This is a genomic window from Sphaerisporangium viridialbum (assembly GCF_049674955.1).
Lineage (GTDB): Bacteria > Actinomycetota > Actinomycetes > Streptosporangiales > Streptosporangiaceae > Sphaerisporangium > Sphaerisporangium viridialbum.
In genome coordinates this window covers 3,061,121-3,078,897 of record NZ_CP187232.1, presented here as the reverse complement: position 1 = coordinate 3,078,897, position 17,777 = coordinate 3,061,121, and the positions used below count along the sequence as shown (strand labels likewise).

General features: G+C 72.7%; 13 protein-coding genes. 5 read left to right on the top strand and 8 right to left on the bottom strand.

Translation table 11 applies throughout. From position 1 onward, the window contains the following. Position 1: 1 nt before the first annotated feature. The 7 genes from ACOZ38_RS13600 to ACOZ38_RS13570 all read right to left on the bottom strand — a co-directional run bounded on the left by ACOZ38_RS13600 (position 2) and on the right by ACOZ38_RS13570 (position 11,970). Positions 2-1,213, bottom strand: a complete 1,212-nt coding sequence (locus tag ACOZ38_RS13600; RefSeq protein ID WP_424530833.1) for an enolase C-terminal domain-like protein — start codon at positions 1,211-1,213, stop codon at positions 2-4. A 206-nt stretch (positions 1,214-1,419) separates the two neighbouring features. Further along, entirely contained in the window at positions 1,420-2,784 is a 1,365-nt protein-coding gene (locus tag ACOZ38_RS13595; protein WP_424530831.1) for an MFS transporter, read from the bottom strand. Positions 2,785-2,930: 146 nt separating this feature from the next. After that, positions 2,931-4,109, bottom strand: coding sequence for a VWA domain-containing protein (locus ACOZ38_RS13590; protein WP_424530829.1), 1,179 nt, complete (start codon positions 4,107-4,109; stop codon positions 2,931-2,933). A 161-nt stretch (positions 4,110-4,270) separates the two neighbouring features. Further along, positions 4,271-6,865, bottom strand: a complete 2,595-nt coding sequence (locus ACOZ38_RS13585; RefSeq protein WP_424530828.1) for a DUF5682 family protein — start codon at positions 6,863-6,865, stop codon at positions 4,271-4,273. A gap of 370 nt (positions 6,866-7,235) precedes the next feature. Continuing rightward, on the bottom strand, positions 7,236-8,300 hold the full coding sequence (locus tag ACOZ38_RS13580) for an ATP-binding protein (RefSeq protein ID WP_424530826.1): 1,065 nt from the start codon (positions 8,298-8,300) through the stop codon (positions 7,236-7,238). Positions 8,301-8,362: 62 nt separating this feature from the next. Beyond that, positions 8,363-10,159, bottom strand: coding sequence for a DUF5691 domain-containing protein (locus ACOZ38_RS13575; RefSeq protein WP_424530824.1), 1,797 nt, complete (start codon positions 10,157-10,159; stop codon positions 8,363-8,365). Beyond that, the gene (locus ACOZ38_RS13570) at positions 10,156-11,970 is read right to left on the bottom strand and encodes an SWIM zinc finger family protein (protein ID WP_424530822.1); all 1,815 of its coding nucleotides are present in this window, start codon (positions 11,968-11,970) and stop codon (positions 10,156-10,158) included. The genes ACOZ38_RS13575 and ACOZ38_RS13570 overlap by 4 nt, the downstream gene beginning before the upstream one ends. A gap of 430 nt (positions 11,971-12,400) precedes the next feature. On the opposite strand from ACOZ38_RS13570, the gene ACOZ38_RS13565 reads away from it, so the two are divergent. Continuing rightward, the gene (locus ACOZ38_RS13565; protein ID WP_424530820.1) at positions 12,401-12,751 is read left to right on the top strand and encodes a VOC family protein; all 351 of its coding nucleotides are present in this window, start codon (positions 12,401-12,403) and stop codon (positions 12,749-12,751) included. A 234-nt stretch (positions 12,752-12,985) separates the two neighbouring features. Here the strand turns inward: ACOZ38_RS13565 and ACOZ38_RS13560 are convergent, their stop codons facing one another. After that, positions 12,986-13,852: a site-specific recombinase gene (locus ACOZ38_RS13560; RefSeq protein WP_424530818.1), complete on the bottom strand. Its 867-nt coding sequence runs from the start codon at positions 13,850-13,852 to the stop codon at positions 12,986-12,988. Between the two features lie 280 nt (positions 13,853-14,132). Between ACOZ38_RS13560 and ACOZ38_RS13555 the strand changes: the two genes are divergently transcribed. The 4 genes from ACOZ38_RS13555 (at position 14,133) to ACOZ38_RS13540 (ending at position 17,649) form a co-directional block, all read left to right on the top strand. Then, complete coding sequence (locus tag ACOZ38_RS13555; protein WP_424530817.1) at positions 14,133-15,437, top strand: MFS transporter; 1,305 nt, start codon at positions 14,133-14,135, stop codon at positions 15,435-15,437. 104 nt (positions 15,438-15,541) lie between these two features. Beyond that, complete coding sequence (locus tag ACOZ38_RS13550) at positions 15,542-16,216, top strand: cupin domain-containing protein (protein WP_424537003.1); 675 nt, start codon at positions 15,542-15,544, stop codon at positions 16,214-16,216. Between the two features lie 143 nt (positions 16,217-16,359). Beyond that, positions 16,360-17,460 carry a HesA/MoeB/ThiF family protein gene (locus ACOZ38_RS13545; protein WP_424537002.1) on the top strand — a complete coding sequence of 367 codons (1,101 nt, stop codon included), beginning with the start codon at positions 16,360-16,362 and terminating at the stop codon, positions 17,458-17,460. Positions 17,461-17,520: 60 nt separating this feature from the next. Next, positions 17,521-17,649: a hypothetical protein gene (locus ACOZ38_RS13540; RefSeq protein WP_405146851.1), complete on the top strand. Its 129-nt coding sequence runs from the start codon at positions 17,521-17,523 to the stop codon at positions 17,647-17,649. The last annotated feature ends 128 nt before the right edge of the window (positions 17,650-17,777 follow it).

The following is a 17,777-nucleotide window of genomic DNA, read 5'->3' as shown; positions in this document are numbered from 1 at the left end:
GTCAGAGCTTGAAGGAGTCACCGGCGAGCCTGCGCACCCGGTCCTCATCGACGAGGTGACCGAGGCCGGGCTGGGTGAGCGGCACCGCGACCACGCCGCCGGACGCCCCGACGGGCGGGGTGACGATCTGGGCGCTGCGCGGCGGCTCGGTCACATCGCTGGGCAGCGTGCATCCCGGCAGGCTCGCCACGGCGACGGTGGCCGCCCGGGCGAGGCCCGTGCCCCTGCCCCCGGCCGCCGTGATGTCCCATCCCGCCGCCATCGCGCGATCGTGCGCGAGCCGTACGGCACGAAGCGACCCGAACCTGGACGGGCGCAGCAGGAGCGCGCTTCCCGCCCGCGCCGCGATGGCCTCCTCCAGCGCCGCCACCGAATGCACCTCGATCGCGACCAGCGAGGAGACCCGCTCCTGAAGCTCGGCGTGGAGATCGAGGTCGGCGTCGGCGTCCGGACCTCCGAAGGGCCGTTCGATCGCCGTCACGCCGTACGCTTCCAGCGCCTCGAGGGCCGTGCCGTCGGTGTAACCGCCACGCCCGTCCACGGCGAGGGCCAGGGCGGGATACGCCTGGCGTACGGCCCGAACCGGCTCGACATCCCACCCGGGGTGCACGTCAAGGGTCACATGGGCATAGCCGGCGCAAACGTGGCGGTTCACCCGGGCGACCATGGCGTCCAGCGACCGCTCGGCCCGGAGCCGCACGGTCGCCATCACGGACGTACGGGTGCCGCCGAGGGCGTACGCCAGCGGGACTCCCCGCATCCGGGCCCAAAGGTCCCAGCAGGCGAGGTCGACGGCGGTGCCGCCGGGGACGACGCCCAGCTCGTCAGGGTGCTCCCAGTCGACGCCCAGCAGGGCGGGGGCGAGCGACTCCTCCAGCGTGGTCCAGGTCTTCGAGAGCGACTGGTCAGGCTCGCCCTCAGCCCTGGCACGAACGGCCCCCGCGTGAGCGACCCCCTCGTGGGCGCCCTCGGGAACGGACCCTTCCTGGACAGCCCTCTGGGCCGTCTCCTCCGCGGTCGCCCGCGCGTCGGCGCCACCGTGGGCAGCCGTTCCGGGAGCTCCCGAGCGGGATGGCCGGTGGTCCGGGGACTGCACGACCTCGCCCCACCCCGTCATGCCCCCGTAGTCCGTGAGCTTGACCAGGATGCTCTCCGGACGCCTGCCGTAGGGCAGTACGAGCCGGAAGACCTCTAGCTCACGGACACGTGGCATGGAACCCCCTCGTCGAACACCTGCCCTTCCATGGTGCCCGTTCCGTGGATCTGTACCAAACCCGGCCGGTGAACGCGGGATCGCACCTTCGCCCGATTCGGCCTCCGCCCCGCCCTCGGACCCACGTCGGTACAGGGGATTCGACCCGCACCCGGCACTCCGGATCCGGATCCGGATCACGATTCGCCCCTCACAGGACACAGGCGTCAGCGCTGGACGCGGCCGGCGATCAGGGGACCGAGGGCGGCCTGGGCGACGATCAGGCCGAAGCAGGCCAGGTAGACCCACCAGGCGGTGTCGAGCCCCGCGAAGACGGCACCGGTCACGGCGATGACCACGACCGAGAACACCGACTCCCCGATCTGCAGCGAGGAGCTGTTCCTGCCCTCCTCCCCCGGCTCTGAGAGCTCCAGCGTGAGCACCGACAGCGTGGGGTAGACCAGGCCGATGCCGAATCCGGCCATGAGCCACGCCACGAGCCCGACCAGAATGGGGACCGCGTCGAAGACCAGCAGCGCGGTGCCCGCGATGCCGAGGGCCAGCAGTGCGGTGCCGCACCGCAGCAGCGCCTTCCGGTCGTACCGCCCGCGCCCCTGGATCCACGACGCGAGCGACCAGCTCAGCGCCGACCCGGTGAGGAAGAGTCCCGCCTGGGTGGGGCTGAGCCCGCGTTCACCGATCAGCATGAGGGGGACGAACACGTCGGCGGCGAAGGACGCGCCCGCGGCTAGACCCCGCAGGAGCACCACGGTGGGAAACCCCCGCGCCGCGCGCATCGTGCCGGGGGGCAGCAGCCGCGGGAGGGCGAACGCGAGAACGGCCAGGCCCGCGACCAGCAGGACGAGCCCACGCCCGCCCAGCCCGCTGCCGTACTGGAGGAGCGCGGCGCCGACGGCCACCACCCCGCCCCACGCGAGCCGCGCCCCGAATCCGGCCCGGGAAGGAGCGGGCTCCGCGCGGCCCTCCTGCGGTACGACGGTGGCCCGCCCGGCGAGCCCTCGCCACAGCATGACGGCGGCGGGAGCGACGAAGATCGGAATGCCCAGGAAGATCCACCGCCAGCCGATGTGCTCCACCACGGCACCGGTGATCGCGGGGCCCACGATGGACGGAAGCACCCATGCCGCCGCCAGCAGCGAGAACACCCTCGGGTGCATCGCCGGCGGGTACACCTGCGCCACCAGGACGTACAGCGCCACCGAGAAGAGGCCGCCACCGATGCCCTGGACGAACCGGCCGATGATCAGCACGTGCATGGTGGGCGCGAATCCCGCGATGAGCAGCCCCGCCACGAAACCGGCGACCCCCGTCCACAGCGGCGCCACCGGCCCGCGCGCATCGCTCCACCGGCCTCCCGCGACCGTGGCGATCACGCTGGCCGCCATCGACCCGCTGAAGGCCAGCCCGTACAGGGAGAGCCCGCCCAGCGACCGGGCCACCACGGGCATGGCCGTCGCCACGGCCAGGTATTCGAACGCGAGGAGGAGGACGAGGGCGACCATGCCCACGCTCAACGCCCGATACGGACGGCTGAGCACGCTGGGAGGTGCGGTGGGAGGAGAATCGATCACTGCTGAGGACACCTGCCCCAAGCTACGGCCCCGCCTCACTGCCGACATCAGCCCCCCACCTCGGACTTTGGTCCTAGGCACAACCAAGGACGCCTTACCCGGAACCATCACAACCCCGACTCGGGTCGGGTCTGGCGGGTCGTGTTCTATGTGGCGCGGATCGACAGGGTGCGTTCGGCCCACTGGGCGATGTCGCGGCGTTCGATCGCGGCGGCCATGAGATCGGGGAAGGCGTCGGGGGTGCAGGCGAAAGCCGGGACGCCCAGGGCGGCGAGCGCCTCGGCGTTGTCGCGGTCGTAGTGGGGCTGGCCCTCGTCGGACAGGGCGAGCAGCACGATGACCTGCACTCCGGCCGCCGTCATCACGGCCACCCTGCGCAGCATCTCCTCCCGTACGCCCCCCTCGTACAGGTCGCTGATCAGGATGAAGATGGAGTTCGCCGGGCGGGTGATCAGCCCCTGGCAGTAGGCGATGGCGCGGTTGATGTCCGTGCCGCCGCCGAGCTGGGTGCCGAACAGCAGCTCCACCGGGTCGTGCAGCTGGTCGGTGAGGTCGACCACGCTCGTGTCGAAGACCACCAGCGAGGTGCGGAGCGCGCGCATCGAGGCCAGCACGGCCCCGAAGACGCTGGAGTACACCACCGAGGCCGCCATCGAGCCGCTCTGGTCGATGCAGAGCGTGACCTCACGGATCACCGCCTGCTGCCTGCGGGCATAGCCGACCAGCTTGGAGGGGACGATGGTGTTCCTCTCCGGCAGGTAGTTCTTGAGGTTCGCGCGGATCGTGCGGTCCCAGTCGATGTCGGCGACCCTGCGCGGGCGGCTGGTGCGGGCCGACCGGTCGAGCGCCCCGGTGATGGCGGTCCTGGTGCGCTGCGCCAGCCGGCGTTCGAGGTCGGCCACGACCTTCGCGACGACGGCGCGCGCCGACCGCCTGGCGGTCTCCGGCATCACCCGGTTGAGCGAGAGCAGCGTGCCCACCAGGTGGACGTCGGGCTCCACGGCTTCGAGCATCTCGGGTTCGAGCAGCAGGCGGGTGAGGTTCAGGCGTTCGATGGCGTCCTTCTGCATCACCTGGACGACGGTCGACGGGAAGTAGGAGCGGATATCCCCGAGCCACCGCGCGACCCGAGGCGCCGAGGCGCCGAGCCCCGCGCCACGCTGGGTGTCACCGCCTCCGCCCGGCCCCTCGCCTGATCCGCGCCCGCTGTTGTACAGCGCGGCGAGGGCCGCGTCCATCTGGGCGTCGTCGCCGCCCAGCGCGCAACCCGTGCCGTCGGCGTCGCCCCCCAGCACCAACCGCCATCTCCGCAAACGCTCGTCCATCAGACGCTCCCCTCCACAACCCACCAACCCCGATCTGTGCGAACGCTCGCCCGCCGGACGCCCTCACCACGCCCCACCGACCCCGACGCACCCAACTCACCCAACTCACCCGACTCACGACTCACCCGACACAGCCCACCCACCAGGGGTGTTCCGGCGCATCAGGGGCTTCCAAGGATGGCGAGTACGGTCCGGACGGCCGGGGCCGCGCGGGCGGGGTCGGCTTCGGGGGCGGTGGGCCTTCCCGCCTCGCCGGAGGACACGCGCCCGCCGATGGCCCGGCGCTCGGGCGGGGCGAAGGCCCCGAAGGTGCGCCGGAGCAGTGGGAGCACGTCGACGAACGCGTCAGCCGTCAGCCCCGTCAGCCAGGTGTCGATCAGGCCGAGCAATCCCGCGTCGTGGACGAGGAGCAGGCCACTGCCGGAGAGGAACCCCTCCACCCAGGCCGCCGCCTGCGCGGGAGGGTTGCCCGCCGACATCGACCGGGACATGCGCCTCGCGACCTCCTCGGCCGGGATCGTGCCGGCGTCGAGCAGGATGCGGGTCAGCCTGCCGCCGATCAGCCCGTGCAGATCGCGACGTTCGGCGACGCCTCGCAGGGATTCGAGCCAGCCTTCCCTGCCCGACTCCAGCAGGCCCACCGAGGCGTGCACCGCGTCGACGTGGCCCAGCATCTCCCTGGCCGAGTCGTCGTCCAGCCCCGTGACCGCCGCCGGGAGCCCCGCGCGGATGCGGCTGAGCAGCGACTCCACGATGACCGACAGCCCCTGGGCGGGAGTGCCGCGCACGTCGCCGTACCGCTGGGTGCGCACCAGCGCGGGAAGGGCCGCCATCAGGTGGGTGACGTCGCTGTCGAGGGCGGCCCTGGTGGAGATCGAGGACAGGACATGAGGCAGGGCCTCCGGCAGGTCGGCGAGCAGGCACCGCTCCGCCACCCCGGTGAGCTCGGCGAGCGTCCTCGGTGACGCGGGACCGGCCGGCCCGGGCCCCGCGTGCCGGGCCGAACGTCCGGATCCGAGGTCGACGAGCTCCCGCACCCGCGCGGTCGCGGCGGCCGGGACCGTGGTGCCGTACGCGCTCGCCTCGATCAGGTCGATGTCGAACTCAGGGCGCCACTCCAAGGTCCAGGATTCGCGGAAGGTGCCCTTGCCGCGCGCCTCGCGGGGCGAACCCCACGCCACGCCGATCAGGCCGAGCCGGTGAAGCAGCCGGCTGCGGTCGAGGTCGAGGGGCTTGCGCAGGTCGAGGTCGACGTCGCGTTCGAGTGCCTCGGGGCGGAGCTTGAGCCGTCGCTGCCGGTCGCGCAGGTCACGCTGGAGCGGGACCATCGGCGTGCTGTCGGGGACACGGCCGAGCCGCTCCCCCACGACCATGCGCCGCTGGATGAGCTCGACCGGCAGCTCGTCGCCCTCGCACAGCACCGCCCGCACGGCCTCGGTGACCTCGCCCAGCCCCGCCAGGGGACGGCCACGCACCACCGCGAGGCTGTGCGCGAGCCGCACGGCCTCGATGACATGGGCCGAGGAGACCGGCAGATCCTCCTCCCTCAGCACCCTCGCCGCCGCCGCGAGCCAGCGCTCGATCGGACGGTCGGGCGCGGCGAACAGGTGGTCGTACCAGCCCGGCGAGGTGATGCCCGCCCCGTAACCGCTCAAGGACGCGAGCCTGCCGTACGTCCAGGGCACCCAGGTCAGCTCCACCTTGACCTTGGGGAGCCCCTTGAGCAGGCGGTCATCGGGCGCGGCCGGGCCGAGCTCGCGCAGCGCAGGGACGTGCCATGCGCCGCACACCACCGCGACGCGCCGGTAACCGTCCTTGAAGGCCGTGCGCATGGTCCTGCGCATGTACGCCTCGCGCCGCGCCTCGTGCTCGTGCGGCGTGTACCCCTCCCTGACGGCCGCCATGGCCTCGGCGATCACCTCGAACGGCGTGTCGCCGCGATGCTCGACGGCGTCATCCCACCACCTTTCGGGATCGTCGTACCCGGCCGCCTTGGCGAGCTCCCCGATCGGATCACGGTGCACCACAGGACCTTCTGCCTCAGCGACCCGCGCCTCCGGCTCCACAGACCGCGGCGCCCCATCGGGCTCCCCGCCCCCAGCCTCAGGCTCGCCGGATCGCGGCGGTCCATCGCGCTCGGCACCCCCGACCTCCGGCTCCACAGACCGCGGCGCCCCATCGGGCTCCGCGCCCCCGGCCTCCGGCTCGCCGGACCGCGGCAGTCCGTCGCGCTCGGCACCCCCGACCTCCGGCTCCACAGACCGCGGCGCCCCATCGGGCTCCGCGCCCCCGGCCTCCGGCTCGCCGGACCGCGGCAGTCCGTCGCGCTCGGCGCCCCCGGCGTCCGGCCCGTCCGGTCGCGAATTGGCGGGTTGGGCGTCGACGGCGGGGAGGGCATCGCCCGGCAGTGGGAAGGCGGCGGCTCTCTCCGCGAGGCTGTGGGTCGCCGGCAGGTCGCAGAAGCGGACGGGGACACCCGCGCGGATGGCATAGCGAATCGCCTGCCACTCGGGAGAGAACGCCGCGAACGGCCAGAACGCCGCTCTCGACGGCTCTCCCGGCACGTGGGCCAGTAACGCGACGGGGGGCTCCATGTCGGGATCGCCCGCCAGCCCGACCAGCCCGTCGGCCTCGGGCGGCCCCTCGATGAGCACGACGTCGGGCCGCAACCGCTCCAGCTCGGCCACCACGGCCCGTGCGGACCCCGGCCCGTGATGCCGCACCCCAAGCACCACGGACACCGGAACCTCACTCATCCCACCGCCCGCCGAACCCACCCCAACCCCTGCCGAACACACCCCGACCGCCGAACCCACCCCACCGCCCGCCGAACACACCCCGACCGCCGAACCCACCCCACCGCCCGCCGAACACACCCCAACCCCTGCCGAACACACCCCGACCGCCGAACCCACCCCACCGCCCGCCGAACACACCCCAACCCCTGCCGAACACACCCCGACCGCCGAACCCACCCCACCGTCCACCGAACACACCCCACCGCCTGCCGACCCGCCGAATCCGGGCACGCCCGCTTGCCCGACCGCGGATGTCGCGCCCGCCTCTCTGGTGAGGGGCGAGGCGGGTTCGGGTGGCTCCATGCCTGTCAGCCGGCTCCGCGGGTTCTCAGGAGGCATCGCGGCAGGCCCGGTAGAAGTCGCGCCAGTCGGGACGTTCGCGGACCACGGTCTCCAGGTACTCATGCCAGACGACGCGGTCGGACACGGGATCCTGGATCACCGCGCCGACGATGCCGGCCGCGACGTCACCGGCCCGGAGCACTCCGTCGCCGAAGTGGGCGGCGAGCGCGATGCCGCTGGTCACCACCGAGATCGCCTCGGCGGTGCTGAGCGTGCCGCTCGGCGACTTCACCGTCGTACGCCCGTCGGCCGTCACCCCGGAACGCAGCTCGCGGAAGACCGTGACGACCCGCCGGATCTCCTCCATGCCGGTCGGCGTGGCGGGCAGCTCCAGGGAACGGCCGAGCTGGACGACACGCCGCGAGACGATGTCGACCTCCTCCTCGGCGCTTGCGGGAACCGGCAGGACGACCGTGTTGAACCGCCGCCGCAGGGCGCTCGAGAGCTCGTTGACGCCCCGGTCACGGTCGTTGGCCGTGGCGATGACGTTGAACCCCCGGGCCGCCTGGACCTCCTGGTTGAGCTCGGGGATCGGGAGCGTCTTCTCTGAAAGCACCGTGATCAGTGCGTCCTGCACGTCGGACGGCATGCGGGTGAGCTCCTCCACACGGGCGAGCCGTCCCTCGGCCATGGCGCGCATCACCGGGCTCGGTGTCATCGCGTCACGGGAAGGGCCCTCGGCGAGCAGCCGGGCGTAGTTCCACCCGTAGCGGATGGCCTCCTCGGCCGTGCCCGCCGTGCCCTGCACCAGCAGTGTCGAGTCGCCACTGATCGCCGCGGCGAGGTGCTCGGACAGCCAGGTCTTGGCCGTGCCGGGCACGCCGAGCAGCAGCAGCGCGCGGTCGGTCGCGAGCGTGGCGACGGCCACCTCGACGATGCGGCGAGGGCCGATGTACTTCGGAGTGATCTGCCGGCCGTCGCCCAGGAGGTAGGTGGTCACGGCCCAGGGCGACATCTTCCAGCCGGGGGGCCTCGGCCGGTCGTCGGACTTGGCCAGGATCGCCAGCTCTTCGGCGTACTGGTCTTCCGCGTGCGGACGCAGAACGGTCATATCGGCTTCAGCTCGCTCTCGCGTAGTCGGCCCGGAGGATGGAGTTCGAAGAAGTTGGATGCTCACGGGCGGGGCTCCAGCTCCGCGAGCATGTCGAAGCGGAACCGCAGCGTGGCGGCCACTTCCTGGACGGGCGGCTCGGGTGAGAGCCGCGCCGCGACCTCGTGCATGGCCGGATCGACACGCTCGCTCGCGAGGCGCACCAGCTCGCCGAGGTTCCAGGGCTGGCGCCCGGCCGTGTCGAGGATCTTCGCCAGCACGGCCTCGGCCAGCGCCGCTCCCCAGGGGGCGGGAATCCCGCCGAGCATCATGATCAGTTGACCGTCGACGGGCTGGTCGTGCACCAGCTCGGCCGCCTTGTCGGCGCGCTCCGCCGGGGGGAGGACGGCGAGCAGGTCGGTGAGCGGCTCGACGGCGAACAGGGCCCGCGCCCAGGTCGGATCGTTCTGCAGGACGGCCGCGCGCTCCCAGCCGAGCCTCACCTCCCGCGACCACTCGCCGATGTTGAGCGCGACGATCTGCTTGGCCGTGCGGCCGAAGTGATGCGTCCAGAACGACAGCGGCGTGTGGGCGACGAGCTGCTGCAGCCACCAGCTGCGCTGACCCGTGCCGCCGGGGGCGCGGGAACGGACGCCGTCGCGTTCCATCGCGCTGTCGCAGGCCTGCGGGGGGTCGGCCTGGAGCCGGTTGCCGGCCAGGGTGAGGCACCGCGCCGCCCGCTCGGCCATCCGCCGGCCGAGCCGCGACTCCGGGAGCCTGGTGAGCAGGTCGGCGGCCTGGCTTCTGACCTCGCGCCTGCGGTCGTCGAGCGCGGCCTCCAGGAACGGCTCGTCCGCCATCGAGAGACCGTCGGCCATGGCATGGATGAACGCCGCCCGGTCTTCGGGCCCCTCCTGCTCCCAGCCTCGTCGCAGCAGAGCCCGCGCCTTGGCCGGATCGGCAGACCTCAGCCCCCGGAGATAGGAGAGGCGGTCACCTCTGGTGCCGAACTCCCAAAGCTGATGCGTCTCGACCTCTCCCTCCTCCGCGGAGCCCCCAGAACCCAGAGATTCCTCTGATCCCCCAGACCCGGTCGAACCCGCAGAGGCATCGAAGCCTGTGGAGCCCTCGGTGCCCACAGATCCCCCCGAACCATCCGAACCCGACGAACCCCTGGCCCCCGCGGAACCGCCTGAGCTCGTAGGACCATTCCCTCCCCCAGAGCCTGAGCCGTCCGAACCAACGGAAGCGCCGGAGCCTGCGGGACCCTCGGAACTCGCCGAATCGTCCGAACCCGTGGAGCCGTCGGCGTCCGCCGAACCGCTTGGGCTGCCGGAGTCGTTCGGGTCGGTGGCGTCGTTCGGAGCGGGAGGTCTTGGGAGGCCGTGGGGACCGGTGGGGGCGGCTGAGGTGTTCGAGGCATTCGAGGTGGAGAAGACGGTGCCCATATGGGCGGTCGCCTCCTCCAGTAGGTAGGCCCAGGGGGGGTTGAGTGCGGCGAGCCAGCGGCCCCTCGCGCCCGCCAGCACCCCGATGGGACCCCGCAGCGACCGGTCGCGCACGCCGTGGTCGAGCACCCTGGGCACGAGCTTCGGCGGCAGCCGGTACCCCCGGACGGCGGCGGCCTCCAGCCACTCGGGCAGCAGGCGCGGCTGCTCGCCGTCGAGGATGCGGCTCACCCGCTCACCCGCGGCACGGGGGACCAGCGGCTGCTCCTCGGGAGGCGCGGCAGGCAGCGGCTCGCCCCTATGGAGCCGCTGCCCTGCCCGCGCCCCGACGGTGTGCGCCGCGGCCTGCCCCAGAAGGTCGGGCACGGGACGCCGGTCTGTGCCGACCAGCGCCGCCGACACCAGTCGCTCCCACTCGTCGACCGTGATCACAGCACCACCACCTGGCCCTCCTCGTCCCAAGTCGTGAGCGGGCGCAAGCCCCGAGGCGTCCACTCGGCGGCCACGGTCACCCCGTGACCTCCTGAAACGGCCAGCAGCCGCCACGGGAGACCGGTCGACGGGTGCAGCGGCATCCCCTCCACCACCGGCGGATCACCAGAAGGCCCCCTAGACGAGGCGGCGTCGCCGGAAGCCCCCGGAGAGGGGGTTGTGTCGGTGGAAGACTCTGGAGGGGAGATCGCGTCACCCAAGGGCCCCGGAGGCGAGGCCGCGTTGCCGGAGGGCTCCGGAGGCGAGGCCGCGTTGCCGGAGGGCTCCGGAGGCGAGGCCGCGTTGCCGGAGGGCTCCGGAGGCGAGGCCGCGTTGCCGGAGGGCTCCGGAGGCGAGGCCGCGTTGCCGGAGGGCTCCGGAGGCGAGGCCGCGTTGCCGGAGGGCTCCGGAGGCGAGGCCGCGTTGCCGGAGGGCTCCGGAGGCGAGGCCGCGTTGCCGGAGGGCTCCGGAGGCGAGGCCGCGTTGCCGGAGGGCTCCGGAGGCGAGGCCGCGTTGCCGGAGGGCTCCGGAGGCGAGGCCGCGTCGATGGAAGGCCCCCGGGGCGAGGCCGCGTCGGCGAGGAACCATAGATCTCCGCGCTTGGCGGGGACGACCGGGCCCAGCACCACGGGCCAGGACTCCAGCCACGGGTCTCCTTCGAGCGCGGCGGCCACCTCCGCCAGCGCCGCGCGCACCCCGCCGCCCCCCGGCGGCCCGGCCGGCACTCCGCCGTGCCGGGCGGCCACCAGCGCGCGCAACGGGGACCCACCGGGATAGAAGGCCAGGTCGGCGTCCAGCGAGGTGCCGGTGACCAGCGAGGTGTCGAGGGCCTGGCCGACCGGCGCGAAGGAGAGCAGCAGGGCGGACCTGCCGCTGCTGCGCCCGCGCAGCCAGACGCGGCGAGAGACCAACCGGTCCTGCTCCTCGTCGCGCTGGCCGAGCACATCCCAGTGATCGCGCAGGGTGTGGCCCGCGAGCACCTCGTCACGTGACGTCGGGAAGCCCACGCGCGACCGGATCGTGTCGCGAAGGGGCGCGGGCAGCTCGCTGGCACGGCGGTAGCCGACGGCGAGCAGGTTGAGCAGGCCGTACTCCCCGAGCAGGCGGGCAGGCCAGTCTTCCTCGGCCAGCACGCGGGGCAGCCGGGAGACGGCCGCCGCGGCGCCGGGCGCCTGGGCGTCCACCAGGCGCCTGGTCAGCTCCTGCCACTGGGCGGGCGCGCTCTGCCGCGCTCCGGCGAGGCCCTGCCCGACCTGGTCGGCCAGCCAGCGCTCCAGCTCGGACAGGCCCGTGGCGACCCGCTCCTCGCGCTGTGCCGCGCGCCGGTCGGCTGCGGCGCCGTCACCGGAACCGGCCTCACGCCGCTCGGCCGCGCCCGGCTCGGAAGGCGACGGAGCGTCGCCCTGGGCCGTGGCGGTGGTGGCGGAGGCTCTGGCGGCGCGCACGCGACGCTGATCGAGCCACTCGGCGACCCAGGCGGGTGGAGCCTCGGCCGGTGACACACCGTCGGCCGACCAGAGGAGCAGCAGGCCGAGCGCATGTTTGCAGGGGAACTTCCGGCTCGGGCAGCTGCAACGGTAGGCGGGCTCGCCGAGGTCGACGCAGGCGCGGTAAGGCGATGACCCGCTGCCCTTGCACTCTCCCCAGAGCACGTCGGGCACGCTGCCCAGAGCCGACCACTTGGCCGGCGTGCCCACGCTCTGCGCCCCCTTCTGGGAAGAGGCGTCGGGGGCGAGCGCGAGCACCTGATCACGGCTCCAACGTTCGATCACGAGCGGCACACTATCGACGCCCTCTGACAAAAAATCGCCCCTCACGCAGGCTCATGAACCGCCCGTCGCATCGGGAAGGATCGAACACGACTCGGACGGGCGGGAGGGCTCCCGATCACCTCACAAATCCCCACAAACCACCACAATCAAGATCACGTTCGAACCCGGTCAGCCGAAGACCACCACCAACTCAGACCACCTCGCCCACCCGGGCGGAAAGACAGGAGCCACCTCCCCACCCAGCGGAAGCACGCTGCCTCGGCCATCGGGCGGAAGGCGAGAAGCACCTTTCCCGCCGGTGGAAGGACGGAGCCGGAACCGGCCACCGGACGAAAGGCAGAGATCGCCTCTCCCACCGGAAAGCAGGAGCCGCGTCGGCCGTATGGGCGGAAAGCAGGAATACGGGCGTGTCGATGGGTACGGGGCCTCTATGAATCTCATCTGGGAGCAAGTAGTGGTCGACGCGGCCGATCCGGTCGCGCTCGGGGAGTGGTGGACCAAGGCGCTCGGCTGGGTGGTCGTCAACGACGCCGCGGACGAGTACGAGATCCGCCTGGCCCCGGACGTCCTGCCCGGCATCCTCTTCACCCCCGTGAGCGACGAGAAGAAGGGCAAGAACCGGCTTCATCTCGACTTCCGCCCCAAGGATCAGCAGGCCGAGGTCGACCGCCTCCTCGCGCTAGGGGCACGCCTGGCCGACGTCGGCCAGGGCGCCGAGCCCTGGGTCGTGCTCGCCGACCCGGAGGGCAACGAGTTCTGCGTACTCAGCTCCCGTAAGTGACCCCGGCCCCCACTGACCAACAGCGGCAACTCGTACACCACCCCCGCGGACGCAACCCGACGCGCCCCTCGGCGGGTGTGGCCGGTTCGGCCGGCCGACTCAGCGCCCGGCGAGTCCGGTCGGCTCAGCGGTCAACGAGGCCCGTGTGCTCAGCTCTCGGCGAGTCTGGTCGGCTCAGCGGTCAACGAGACCGGTGTGCTCAGCTCTCGGCGGGTTTGGGCGGGTTTGGGCGGGTCAGTGGTCGACGGGGCCGGGTGGTGAAGGTGGGCCGCTGAGGGGTTGGCGCGGGGGGTTGGGTTGGTGGTGGGTGAGGCCGGTGGAGCGGAGGTGGCGGAGTGTCCAGCCTTGCCCGCCGGGAGCGATCGGGGCTGTGGCGGTGGTGAAGAGCTCGGCGGCGCGCCGGTAGGAGAGCCTGCCCCGGCCGGTCACGGGGCAGCGGTCGCGGGCGGGCGTGCTGGGCGCGGCCCTGCGTTCCGTCAGGAGCACCGGCCCACCCGTACGGCCGAGCAGGAGCAGGGGCAGGAGCCGGGCCGTGCCCGCGCGCCAGCGGATCGCCGGGGCCCCGCGCACGCGCCTACGCACCAGGTCGAGGTCTTCGACGTTCAGAGCGAGGATGCGCTCGATGGGCGCGGCGGTCTCGTAGAGCAGGCGCCAGCAGGTCTGCTCCCGCAGGCCGACCGGCAGGTCGAAGATCATCGCCAGTTGTTCCCGAGAGAGCACCGAGGGTCCCGCGACCGGTGTCGCCGGCGGCCGTAGCCGCCGCAGTGGGTCGGCGTCGATCCAGCCGCGCATGCGCCACCAGGCGATCGCGCCGCGCAGGATGGAGAGCTCCCGGCCGACGGTACGCGGGTCGGCGGTCGCGGCACGCTCGCTCAGAGCGGCGTGCAGGCGCTCTGTCATGTCAGGGGCGTCGAGCAGTGCCAGCGGCACGATGGGCGGGCGGGCGCCGCGCCGGGCCTTCCCCTGGGGCGGAGTCCTGCCCACCAGGGGCCAGGCCCACGTCGCCAGGGCGATGCGATAGACGCGGCGCGACGCGTCCCCCAGCCGGAGGGTGTCCAGGTAGTGATCGATCGCGACGGCGTACTCGACGGGGGCTGGCATCGCTCACTCTCACGGTGGTGGCCAAGTGTCGACCGAACTCGACCGGGGCTGTCGTCGAGCGCTCTCGTGGTCGTCTGTCTCGGTCAGGGGGCATTGGGGCTCTCGTAGCTGGTAACCGCAGTAAATGGTGTCGGCTGGAGGAGGGAATTCGAGTCTAACGCCACGGAAAACAGCAGATAGAGCACTCGGCCCGCTCGATAGCGCTCCTGCAGTAAAGGGACTCAAGTTTTCTCAGTCGGGGCATTGAAAGCGGGTCGGTCGGCTCCCAAGGTGAGGGGGCATGGCTTGGAAGTGGATTCGACGGCGTCTGGGCGCTCTGTCCCATCGGGACCTGCGGCTGTTCTTCATCGGCGAGGCGACCTCGCTGCTCGGTTCGTCGATGGCGTCGCTGGCGGTGGCGTTCGCGGTGCTGGACGGCGGCGGCACCCAGTCCGACCTCGGTTACGTCATGGCGGCGCGCATCGTGCCCATGATCGTGTTCCTGCTCGCAGGGGGCGTGGTCGCCGACCGGCTGGGCCCCCGGCGCGTCATGATCTACGCCGACGTCGTCCGCTGTGCCACCCAGGCGGTCCTCGCCGGGCTGCTGCTCTCCGGACATCCGCCGATCTGGACGTTCATGGTGCTCGTCGCGGTCTGGGGTGCGGGCGAGGCGTTCTACGCGCCGGCCCGTGGCGCCCTGATCCCGGCGGTCGCGGCCGGGGGCACCCCGTACGAGGGCAAGCTCCGGGACGCCAACGCGCTCGCGGGGCTGGCGCAGTCGATGGCGTCCGTGGGCGGCCCCGCGATCGCCGGAGTCCTCGTGGCCGTGGCCGGGTCCGGCGTGGTGGTCGCGCTGGACGCGGGGACGTACGCGGTGAGCCTGCTGGCCCTCACCCTGCTGCGCGTCTCCGCGCGGGTGGCCTCCGCGCCGAAGACGGGGGCGGTGCGGGAGGGGTGGGAGCAGTTCCGTTCCAGGACCTGGCTCTGGGTGACCACGCTGCAGTTCACCCTGTTCAACCTGCTGGTGTGGGCGCCGTTCCTCGTACTTGGGCCGGTGGTGGCGCAGGAGCGTCTCGGCGGTGCGCGTGGCTGGGGTCTGATCATGGCCCTGTACGGCGCGGGAGCCGTCGCGGGCGGGCTTTCGATGATGGGGGGCCGCATGCCGCGCCGTCCGCTCGTGGTGGCGACGGTGGCCACGTTCGGATGGGCGCTTCCATCCGGCGCCATCGCCGCGGGCCTGCCCACCGCCCTCATCGCGGGCGCCGCGCTGGTCGCCGGCGCCGGCTCGGCGGTCAGCGGCGCCCTCTACGCGACCACGAACCAGCGGCACGTGCCTCCCGGAGTCCTCGCGCGGATCACCTCGCTCACCACCATGGGAGCGTTCGCCCTCGGCCCGATCGGCCTGGCCGCCGCAGGGCCGGTGGCCTCCGCCGCCGGAGTCGCGGCCCTGCTGGGGTTCGGCGCGATCTGGCAGGTCGCGGCCGGGGCCATCGTGCTCGGCATACCGGACGTGCGGCGTCTCACCGCGGGCGGGGACCACGACGCGAGCGACGCGCGGGGAGACCACGATCCCAGTGAGGCCCCGGGGGGACCGCGATCCCAGTGAGACGGGGGACCACGATCCCAGTGAGCCCCGGGACGAAGCCTCACCGTCCGGCCGTCCACGGCCGTGAGCCTCCCTGGTGCCATAAGATCGGCGGCGTGCTGCTCATGACGCTCGGCGACTACCCGGACGGCCCCTCGGTGTTCGTCTCCGACGACGCCGAGGCGTTGCGCGTCGCGAACCAGACCCTGACCGGGCCGGACGCGGTCGTGGCCGTGGGCGACGACGGGCGGGTCAGGTTCCTGCGGCGCGACGTGACCGGGGCGTTCACCGCCGTCCAGGAGCGTCCCGCGGTCGCCGAGGCGCTGGGGCTGCTCCCCCACCCGGAGGGCGGGTGGTACCGCGAGACGTGGAGGACCTCCGCCGGCTTCGAGCCTCCCGGGTACGGCGGGGTGCGGCAGAGCGCCACCGGCATCTACTTCCTTCTCCAGCCCGGCGAGGAGTCCGTCTGGCACGTGGTCCGCTCCGACGAGGTGTGGTTCTGGCACAGAGGCGGCCCGCTGACCCTCCTGCTCGGCGGCACGGGCGACCGTCCGCAAGGCACGGGCGACCGTCCGGAAGGCGCAGGTGACCGTCCGGAAGGCACAGGTGATTCGGCGGGCCGGCGGGAGAGCACGGCCGAGACCATCACGCTCGGTCCCGACGTGGAGAACGGGCAGGTCCCCCAGGCGCTCGTGCCGGCCGGCACCTGGCAGGCCGCGTACCCCGCGGGGCCAGAGGGCGTCCTGGTGAGCTGCGTGGTGTCCCCCGGTTTCGATTTCGCCGACTTCAAAGCCATTTGACGCCGGGCTGAACGCGTTTTCCGTTCCACTCGTCAGCCCAATTAAGTTCACGTGAACACCATTGACGCCGGCGATTCACTCACCCACTATCTCTGTGTCAGATAATCCTCTGTTTACCCGAGGTGGCCGTGCGGTTGCCACGAGTGAAAGCCGAGCACCGGCCCCACAGGGCCGGAGACGGCAGGGTTCGCATCGGCGGGTCCATTTACGGGGTCGCCGCCGAGATCGCCGATCCGGACGGCTTCGCATGGGCCGCGCTGGTCGCCATGGACGGCACGCGCACGCAGGAGGAAATAGCGGCCCTGCTGCGCGGCGCGTTCCCCGCGCTCACGCGGGCGGGCGCGACCGCGATCGTGGAGCTCCTGGTCAATTCCGGATATGTCGAGGACGCCTCGGCCAGGCCGCCCGACGAGCTGAGCCCGGCCGAGCAGGAGCGGTACGAAAGGAACATGGCGTTCTTCCGCCGGGTCGACCTGACCCCGCGCGCGCACGGCTGGGAGGCGCAGGTCCGCCTCAAGCGCTCACGGGTGCTCGTCCTCGGGCTCGGAGGTACGGGCAGCCACGCGGCCTGGGCGCTGGCGGCCTGCGGCGTCGGCGGCATCCACTGCGTCGACCGCGACGTGGTCGAGCTGTCCAACCTCACGCGGCAGGCCCTCTACCGCGAGGCGGACATCGGGAGCCCCAAGGCCGAGGTCACGGTCGCGAGGCTCTCCGAGGTCAACTCCTGCCTCGACATCACCGGAGAGAGCCGCTCGATCGAGTGCGAGCGCGAGCTGGCCGAGCTCGTCGCCGGGTTCGACGCGCTCGCCCTGTGCGCGGACGAGCCTCGCGGTCGCGCGGGCATCCGCGTGTGGGCGAACCGGGTGTGCCTGGCGGCGGGCGTGCCGTGGGCGGTAGGCGGCTACAACGGGCCCCTGGTCAGCGTGGGCGCGTTCAGCCCCGGCGGGCCCTGCTACGAGTGCCTGAACGCGCATGTCGAGGCGAGCCTGCCACCCGGCGCCCCCGTCGACCTGGGCGGGCGCGGGGTGATCGCCCCGTCCGCCGGGGTGTCGGGTCACCTGACCGCCCAGGCGATCATCTCGCTGCTCACCGGCGTCCCCGCCCTGCCCGGGGGCTACGTCACCGGGGTCAATCTGGTCGCCCCCGACCAGCACGTCTACGCGCGCCATCCGGCCGCGCCCGACTGCCCCGCCTGCGGGACTCTCCGGCCGAGAGCGGAGCCCGCCGTCACGGCCACATCCTGACGGCGGGGGCCGCTCGCACGTTGAAGGCACACCAGATCGCCACGTCGAGAAAGGGAAGCCATGGAGAACGCCGAGCCCGTGACGCAGGAACCGCCCGCCGAGATCGATCCCCCGGCCGCCAAGATATCGATCCGCCTGCTGGACAAGGTGGAGACCACCAACACCTACAGCGGGAACTCCAACAGCTAGCGCGAGGCCCCGGCCGCTCCAGCGAGAGCGCGGGCGGAAGACCAGCACCACCGCACGGAAGAACCGCCGCCCGCTCACCGGGTGACGCACCGATGTGAGCGGGCGGCGACAGGAAGGCCCGGGCGGGA